This is a genomic window from Mycobacterium sp. (assembly GCF_050701675.1).
Lineage (GTDB): Bacteria > Actinomycetota > Actinomycetes > Mycobacteriales > Mycobacteriaceae > Mycobacterium.
The window spans coordinates 1-4,980 of sequence record NZ_JBOGDD010000779.1; the positions used below are offsets into that span (position 1 = coordinate 1).

The window sequence follows — 4,980 nt, forward strand, 5'->3', positions numbered from 1 at the left end:
CTATTGCATCGGCACCAACCTGGCCCGGATGACCATCGACCTGATGTTCAACGCGATCGCCGACGCCATGCCCGACCTCACCTCGCTGGCCAAGCCCGAACGCTTGCGGTCGGGCTGGCTCAACGGCATCAAGCACTGGCAGGTCGACTACACCGGGTCGTCCGCCGCTCACTAGGCGTAGTCGATGATCGACCGCCAGTAGCTTTCCGGGATCTCGGCACCAGACCGCAAGACCATGGCGAGTCCGGTCGCCATCGCGATGCCGAGGAGACCCAACCACAAACCTGCCAACGCGATGACCACCCACAGGGCGGTGGTGACGGCCGGCCATGGGGACACCACGGCAAGCGCGGGCGCGAAGAAGAAGCCAAGCCCGACGTACCAGGACGAGCCGGCGCGGTCGGACGCCAGCACGAAGCGCAGCCATCTGGGGATCGGTGTGACGGCCGTGGCAGTCCGGTCGGTCCGCATCATGGTTCCCTTCATTCCGAGTGTCACCGTCCACGGTGCCGCTCCGACGTAGGTGCGGCAATTACCTCCGACGTAGTGGATCGAGACGCTTGCACGGATCAGACTGGGGACGTGACGACGGCTCGGGTTCAGACTCCCCCGTTCGGGACGTTGATGCGTCAGTGGCGGCAACGGCGCCGACTCAGTCAGCTCGATCTGGCCATCGAGGCGGATGTGTCATCACGTCACGTCAGCTTCGTGGAGACGGGACGCTCGGTGCCCAGTCGGGCCATGGTGCTGCGCCTGGCGACGGTGCTCGACGTGCCACTGCGGGAACAGAATCAATTGCTGCTGGCCGCGGGCCTTGCGCCGGTCTACGCGGAGCGTTCGCTGTCGGACCCCGACATGGCTGCGGTGCGCGACGGCATCGACACGGTCCTCGCGGCGTACGAGCCCTATCCGTGCCTCGCCGTCGACCGGGGTTGGAACATCGTGGCGGCCAACGCCGGCGCCAGCATGCTGCTGCACGGTGTCGCACCCCATCTACTGGATCCGCCCAACGCACTGCGCATCTCGCTGCACCAGGACGGGCTGGCACCGCGCATCCGCAACCTCGGACAGTGGCGTCACCACGTCATCGGTCGCCTGAGGCGAGAGGTCGCGGTCAGCGGATCGGACGCGCTGGCGGAGCTACTGACCGAGATCGATTCCTATCCAGGCGGATTCGATGCGACACCCGATCTGGGCGGCGTGGTGGTCCCACTGCGGCTGGACGGACCAGACGGGGTTGCCCTGACCTTCCTGAGCACCGTGACCACGTTCGGCACTGCGCTGGACCTCACTGCAGCGGAGTTGAGCATCGAGGCCTTCCTGCCTGCCGACGAGGCAACGGCGGCGGCGCTGCGCCGACCCATCCCACAAGCGTTTGGATCTGCCGGTGCACAATCCTTGTCGAACGCACCCCCGCCACGCATCGTCGAGCCATGACCACGACTGCCGACGCGCCGACCCAGCCCGCGTCTCCCCTGACTCCTGACCGCATCTCCCGACTGCGGGTGCCCGAGCTCGACGAGCTGTCCACGCCGGCAGTCAAGGGCTTCTTCTCCCACCAGCAGCGCGAGGAGGGATTGACGTCCAACTGGTTTCGCGCACTCTCACTCAACGAGGGTGACCTCGAGCGCCTCAATGCCTACCTGCTGCCGTTGCTCGGCACGGACGGCCGCGCCGGCCTGACCGCGCGCGAGCGTGAGGTGATCGCGACGGTCGTCTCGGGTGAGAACCGGTGCTCCTACTGCCACACCAACCATGCCAACAAATTGGGCAAGGTGGCAGGCGACTGGTCGTTCGGTCAGCGCGTCGCCATCGACCATCACCAGGTCGCCGAACTCACCGACCGCGAGCGGGCGCTGGCCGACCTGGCCGTCGCGGTGAACGGCAATCCCCAGTCGATTCGCGACACCGACCTCGACGCGCTGCGCGGTCTCGGGCTCACCGACAACGAGATCCTGGAGGGCATCTCCATCGCAGCCTTCATCGGCGCCACCAACAGGATCGGCATCGCACTGTCTGTGCCCCCGAACCCCGAGTACACCGGGGTGCCGAAGTAGGCGTCAGGCCTGGACGATGATGGGGTCACCGATGCTGACGTTGTTGTAATACCAGGCGGCGTTGTCGGGACTGAGGTTGATGCAGCCGTGGCTGACGTTGGAGTTGCCCTGCGATGCCACTGACCACGGCGCCGAGTGCACGTAAACACCGCCCCAGGTGACGCGAACCGCGTTGTACACGGTGAGCTTGTAGCCCTCGGGGTCACTCAGCGGAATGCCGATGGTCCGCGAGTCCATGATCACGGGAGACTGCTTCTCCAACGCGGTGAACGAGCCGATGGGGGTGGGGTGTTTGGGCTTGCCCATCGAAGCGGGCATCTGCCGCGCCACCTGACCATCGACGCTCACCGTGAACGTGTGCGCGTCCACATCGGCGACCCCGACCACCTGAGAACCCGCCTCGAAGCTGGTCTTCGCGCCGCCCACCGACAGGGAGATCGTGGAGTGCGCAGGCCAGTAGCTGCTCGGATTCCATTGCACGACATCGTTCTTCAGCCACACGAAGTTACCCTGCGGGGCATTCGGCGAAGAGATCTGGAACGAACGCTCAGCAGCTGCGCGGTCGGGAACGGGTTCGGCGAACGTCACCGTGACGGGCATGGCGACGCCGACCACCTGCCCTGGGCCAGGCGAGATGGTGGCGACGGTAGCCGGGGTGGGTGCCGCCGCAAGGCCGGTGGCCGTCGTGCTGCTCAGCAGAAGGGTCGCAATTCCTCCCACCAACACCACATGTCGCAGAGCTATACGCAAGTGACCAACCTCCGAATGTCGAGAATGTCTAACTGAATGATAGTTCGGTTTTCGAGTGCTAAGCGTTAGCCGAGCCCCGCCGCGGGCGCGCCAGCGCGAGGAGCAGGTAACCAAGGCCCAAGAATCCCGCGGCGAGCATGGCGACGTTCACCGCGACCGCCCCGAGCCCGACACTGCCCGGGTCGAGGAAGTAGTACGGAGCGCGGCGGCCAGCGCGGTTCAGCACCACCAGCGCCAGTCCCAGATAGGCGGCCGGATAGACCAGCCACGCGAACGGTTGCCACCACCGTGCAGGGCCGGTGCCGCGACCGACCACCAACCAATCCGTGACCGCCAGGATCGGCACGACGACGTGGAGAAGGAAGTTGGCGGGCGTGTAGCCCATGCTGCGCCCGGTGAGCAGGAGGTTCCAGATCACCCCCGCGACCACGACGTACAGCACGACGGCGCCGCGGAATCCGGTGCGGCGGTCAGCACGCGGCGAGAACAGCGTCCACGCGTAGTACCCCGCCGCCAGGATGTTGGCCTGGTAGGTGAAGGTGATCAACCGCCAGGCCACGCCGGACCTCGAGCTGAATTCGACGACGGCGAAGGCGAGCACCACGGCGAGCACGATGGTCGCGCGAATCGCCACGCGCAGGACAGTGCGGTTCGTCGGCACCGGTGTTGCCAAGTCAGTTGTCGGTGCCGGGTGTCAGCCGTTCCTTGATGCGGGTGAGGATGCCCGGCTTCTTGGTCGGGATGGGCTCGACCGGCGGCGGCGCCACGTACGGAGGAAGCGGTGTTCCGGCGATGGGCGTGTCGGCGGGCGGGGTGTCGGCGGCGGGCGCCATCAGCCCGGGATCCACCACCGGCACGTCGGCGGGTGGAGCGGAGGGGTCCGCAGCCGGCAACTGATCGACCGACGGCGCCTCGGCAGGCACGTCGGCGACGGCGACCGGCGGTTCCTCGTACACGGGCGGGAGCGACTCGGGGGGAGGCGGTGGGAGCGCCGCCTCGACGATCGGGGCTGGCGGAATCGCCACCGGCGGTGGCATTGCAGGGGGACTCGGCCTGGCCGCGGCCGGACGTTCGGCCTTCGCCGCGGGCACCGGGCTGGGTTGCACCTCGTGGCTCGGCGAGAGCTGGAGGCTGATCGCGATCGACACCGACACGACGAACGTCACCAGTCCGGCTGCCAACATCGCGACCGGGCCGGCACTCGACCGAGCACGACGGCGTTCCGTCGGCCGCCCTGCGACGCGATGGCGACCGGAGTCGGCACCCACCGCGTCGTCATGGAAGCCGTCGAACAGGTGCAGTGGCATGTCCGTGTTCTGGGCCGAGGCCAGCGCCGCGCCGCGGGCCAGCGCCAGCTTGGCCTCCTCCGGTGCGAACACCGGGACCGACAGCGCGTCCTCGAGCTCATGCAGGATCGACTCGAATCCACCAGCCGAGCCGACGACGACGAGCGCCTCGGGTGCCCAATCTGCGCGGGTGAACACCGTGCTCAGCCAGCTGATCAGGCCTTCATCGGAGGTGATGTTGTGGTTGAACGCGGTCTGCACGGCCCCGTCGCTGGTGTTGACGACCAGCGTGATCACCGAGTCGGGCTCGATGACGCATACCGCCGTCGTCGCGTATCCGAGCACCTCGGCGATTCCGCGGGCCAATGCCTCGGTGGCCTCCGGCATGCGGATGGCCACCACGTTGTCGAAGCCCGAGTCCGACAGCGACTTCATGAGCATCGAGGCCTGCACGTCGGCGTCCTCACTCCACGTCACCCCGATGGAGTGCAGCCGCAGTCCCCGCGTCGCGGCGATCGCCTCCGTCCGCAACACCGCCGCAGTCGCCTGTTCAGAGCTCTGGATGGCGCCGTGCGCAAGGGCGAAGGTGTCGCGATCCATCGTCGCGCCGTCTGCGTCTTGACCTTCGACGAGAACCAAACCGACGGACGTCGGAGTCATAGACAAGCCGAGGACAGCGTCCACATGTACCCCTTTGGATCCACGAGGCGGCCACACCCGGGCAGCACCAGCGTGGTCGATCATTCCGCGCGACACTACCCGTTCGCCCGATACCGGGCGCGTCGGGGCGTTGCGAACTCGCCGAAATCGGGCCGTCATCGTGGCAAGGTGGCGGCATGACTGAAGGACGAACCGAAGGTCAGATGGCGCCCCGGACGGTGTTCGGC

At 67.3% G+C, this 4,980-nt stretch carries 6 protein-coding genes and 1 pseudogene; 3 read left to right on the top strand and 4 right to left on the bottom strand.

Translation table 11 applies throughout. From position 1 onward, the window contains the following. Positions 1-175 (top strand): annotated as a pseudogene (locus ACRDUX_RS23920) (steroid C27-monooxygenase); the annotation flags it as partial. On the opposite strand, the gene ACRDUX_RS23925 reads toward ACRDUX_RS23920, so the two are convergent. Further along, complete coding sequence (locus ACRDUX_RS23925; protein ID WP_526417185.1) at positions 172-471, bottom strand: hypothetical protein; 300 nt, start codon at positions 469-471, stop codon at positions 172-174. The pseudogene ACRDUX_RS23920 and the gene ACRDUX_RS23925 sit on opposite strands and share 4 nt — an antisense overlap. Positions 472-624: 153 nt before the next feature. Here ACRDUX_RS23925 and ACRDUX_RS23930 point away from each other — a divergent pair, with 153 nt between their 5' ends. Both ACRDUX_RS23930 and ACRDUX_RS23935 read left to right on the top strand, forming a co-directional pair. Next, positions 625-1,437 carry a helix-turn-helix domain-containing protein gene (locus ACRDUX_RS23930; protein ID WP_526417187.1) on the top strand — a complete coding sequence of 271 codons (813 nt, stop codon included), beginning with the start codon at positions 625-627 and terminating at the stop codon, positions 1,435-1,437. Further along, entirely contained in the window at positions 1,434-2,057 is a 624-nt protein-coding gene (locus ACRDUX_RS23935; protein WP_526417179.1) for a peroxidase-related enzyme, read from the top strand. Before ACRDUX_RS23930 ends, ACRDUX_RS23935 begins: the two co-directional genes overlap by 4 nt. Before the next feature lie 3 nt (positions 2,058-2,060). Here ACRDUX_RS23935 and ACRDUX_RS23940 read toward each other — a convergent pair whose 3' ends face one another. The 3 genes from ACRDUX_RS23940 to ACRDUX_RS23950 all read right to left on the bottom strand — a co-directional run bounded on the left by ACRDUX_RS23940 (position 2,061) and on the right by ACRDUX_RS23950 (position 4,837). Next, positions 2,061-2,786 carry a L,D-transpeptidase gene (locus tag ACRDUX_RS23940; protein WP_526417189.1) on the bottom strand — a complete coding sequence of 242 codons (726 nt, stop codon included), beginning with the start codon at positions 2,784-2,786 and terminating at the stop codon, positions 2,061-2,063. A gap of 79 nt (positions 2,787-2,865) precedes the next feature. Beyond that, positions 2,866-3,480: a Pr6Pr family membrane protein gene (locus tag ACRDUX_RS23945; RefSeq protein ID WP_526417181.1), complete on the bottom strand. Its 615-nt coding sequence runs from the start codon at positions 3,478-3,480 to the stop codon at positions 2,866-2,868. 1 nt (position 3,481) lies between these two features. Beyond that, a complete protein-coding gene (locus tag ACRDUX_RS23950) occupies positions 3,482-4,837 on the bottom strand; it encodes a DUF7159 family protein (RefSeq protein ID WP_526417183.1) in 1,356 nt (451 codons plus the stop codon). Between the last annotated feature and the right edge of the window lie 143 nt (positions 4,838-4,980).

Coding starts and splice junctions, on each gene's coding strand:
- ACRDUX_RS23925 (WP_526417185.1), bottom strand. CDS start 471: ATGCGGACCGACCGGACTGCCACGGCCGTCACACCGATCCCCAGATGG.
- ACRDUX_RS23930 (WP_526417187.1), top strand. CDS start 625: ATGCGTCAGTGGCGGCAACGGCGCCGACTCAGTCAGCTCGATCTGGCC.
- ACRDUX_RS23935 (WP_526417179.1), top strand. CDS start 1,434: ATGACCACGACTGCCGACGCGCCGACCCAGCCCGCGTCTCCCCTGACT.
- ACRDUX_RS23950 (WP_526417183.1), bottom strand. CDS start 4,837: ATGATCGACCACGCTGGTGCTGCCCGGGTGTGGCCGCCTCGTGGATCC.